The sequence below is a fragment of the Amphritea atlantica genome (assembly GCF_900111095.1).
Lineage (GTDB): Bacteria > Pseudomonadota > Gammaproteobacteria > Pseudomonadales > Balneatricaceae > Amphritea > Amphritea atlantica.
In genome coordinates this window covers 1-2,378 of the sequence record NZ_FOGB01000031.1, presented here as the reverse complement: position 1 = coordinate 2,378, position 2,378 = coordinate 1, and the positions used below count along the sequence as shown (strand labels likewise).

Here is a 2,378-nt window from a genome sequence, read left to right as displayed (position 1 = left end):
GGGGCGCGCCTCCTACTACAGGTAGCTAATTAAATCTTTTCCCTCTGTGTTCTCTGTGTTCTCTGTGGTTAAAATGCGCTATACAGATCCCCCTTGTTTTAAATGGTAAAAGCTTTGCTTTAAATGGCAAAGGCGATTCACTGCTGCCACCTATACTCGCTTTCTATGGAAATGACTTCCGTTTAACAAATCAAATAACAACAATGTATTGAGGTGAGTTATGGGCGAATTGGTTCTGGCAGCAAAAGTGACACATGTGCCTTCAATGTTTATCTCTGAGCAGGAGGGGCCACTGCACGGTATTCGTGAATCGGCGATTCAGGGACTGCGCCGTATCGGTGATATGTGCCGTGAACGTAAAGTCGATACTATCGTGATTTCAGATACCCACTGGCTGGTGAATGCCGGTTTTCATATCAATGCGAAGCCAGAGATGTCCGGGGTGTTTACCAGCACCGAGTTCCCCCACTTCCTCAATAATATGGAATACAGTCACACCGGCGACCCTGAACTGGGGCAGCAGATTGCCGAGATCGCCACCAACAACGGCGTTACCACCCTCTGCCACCATGAAGTTGAAACCCTTCAGCTGCAATATGGCACCCTGGTTCCCCTGCGCTACCTCGGCGTTGGCAACGATATTAAAGTGGTTTCGATTGCCGGCTGGATGTATGACGCAGATCTGGAGGAATCGAAACAGGTCGGCGAAGCGATTCTTGAGGCGATCAACAAGTCCGATAAACGGGTGGCGTTCCTCGCCAGCGGCTCGCTGTCACACCGGATCCCACCGAATAAAGTGGTTGGCGACTATATGTTCAAGATCAGCGAGCCATTGAATCAGGAGATCGACCTGATGGTGATGGATATGTGGAAAAAGGGTCAAACCAAAGCGTTTCTCGACCTGCTGCCGAAGTATGCTCAGGACTGTTCTGGAGAAGGCGGTATGCATGATACAGCGATGCTGTTTGGCCTGCTGGGCTGGGACAAATATGAAGGTTGCGCCGAAGTCATGACCGAGTACTTCCCAAGCTCTGGCACCGGTCAGTGCAATGTCGTGTTCCCGGTCTGATCCGGATACAGATCTCATCCTGAAAAAGCCGTTCTGAGAACGGCTTTTTGCCTTAGTCCCGGGAGAATTTAAGCAGTCTATCGGTCGTAATAATCCGCGAGTTACGCTCATTTCGGTAGAGAAGATCGGCAGGATTACCGGCCACCGTTTCAGCCATTGCTCGGGCACTGAGTATCAATTCATGATGTTCCGACTTCGCACACACCGGATCCGCGTTATGCATATCGCCAGTCAGCATATAAGCCTGACAATGACAGCCGCCAAAATCTTTTTCCTTTTCATCACAACTGAGACAGGGCTCCTCCATCCAGCTATCGCCACGGAAATGATTGAATCCGGAACTCTCATCCCAGATCTTCTGCAACGGCATATCGATAACATTAGGAAACTCGATCGGTAGCATCCGCGCACTGTGACACGGCAGCGCAGTGCCATCCGGGGTAACCGTCAGAAACACCTGTCCCCATCCGTTCATACACTTTTTAGGCCGCTCTTCATAGTAATCCGGTGTGACAAAAATCAACTTGATCGGATTGCCCGCTGCTGCCAGTTGTTCACGGTATTGATTGGTGATCCGTTCAGCCCTTTTCAGCTGTTCATGGGTGGGAAGAAGCTGTTTAATATTGTCAAAGGCCCAACCATAGTATTGGCAGGTGGCCAGCTCAACGTAATCCGCTTCAAGCTCGACACCGAGTTCGATAATGCGGTCGATCCGATCGATATTATGCCGGTGAGTCACAAAGTTAAGCACCATGGGGTACCCCTGAGCTTTCACTTCCCGAGCCATTTTTAACTTCTGCTTAAACGCTTTTTCTGACCCCGCCAGCAGGTTGTTGACTTCGGGATCTGCTGCCTGGAAGCTGACCTGAATATGATCAAGACCCGCCTCATGCAAACCCGCAATCTTCCCTTCATTCAGTCCAACTCCCGAGGTGATCAGGTTAGTGTAGTAACCCATCTTGTGGGCACCAGTGATAAGCTCAATCAGGTCCTGACGCACCAGTGGTTCACCACCGGAAAAGCCCAGCTGAACCGCCCCCAGCTCACGCCCCTGACGGAAAACATCAAGCCATTGCTCAGTGGTCAGTTCAGCACCCACCTCAGCGAAGTCGAGAGGGTTCGAACAGTAAGGGCACTGCAACGGACACTTATAGGTCAGTTCGGCCAGCAACCAGAGCGGCTGGCCGTGGCCTGGGACACTGCTTAAAGAGGGCGCCTGTGAAGGCTGACCGTTACAGGCTGATCCAGAGTTGCTCACGGGCGTCTCCTAAAAAATCCAGAATATCCCGGTCGATCCCCTCGGCATCGG

General features: G+C 51.3%; 2 protein-coding genes. One reads left to right on the top strand and one right to left on the bottom strand.

Features of this window, described 5'->3' with window-relative positions:
• Positions 1 to 220: 220 nt before the first annotated feature.
• Positions 221 to 1,069, top strand: coding sequence for a 3,4-dihydroxyphenylacetate 2,3-dioxygenase (gene hpaD / locus BMY09_RS21980; protein WP_091362286.1), 849 nt, complete (start codon positions 221 to 223; stop codon positions 1,067 to 1,069).
• 52 nt (positions 1,070 to 1,121) lie between these two features.
• Here hpaD and pqqE read toward each other — a convergent pair whose 3' ends face one another.
• Complete coding sequence (gene pqqE, locus BMY09_RS21975) at positions 1,122 to 2,327, bottom strand: pyrroloquinoline quinone biosynthesis protein PqqE (protein WP_091362285.1); 1,206 nt, start codon at positions 2,325 to 2,327, stop codon at positions 1,122 to 1,124.
• Positions 2,328 to 2,378 lie beyond the last annotated feature (51 nt).

What these genes read in the sequence shown, in the direction of transcription:
- hpaD (WP_091362286.1), top strand. Translation starts at nt 221, where the DNA reads ATGGGCGAATTGGTTCTGGCAGCAAAAGTGACACATGTGCCTTCAATG.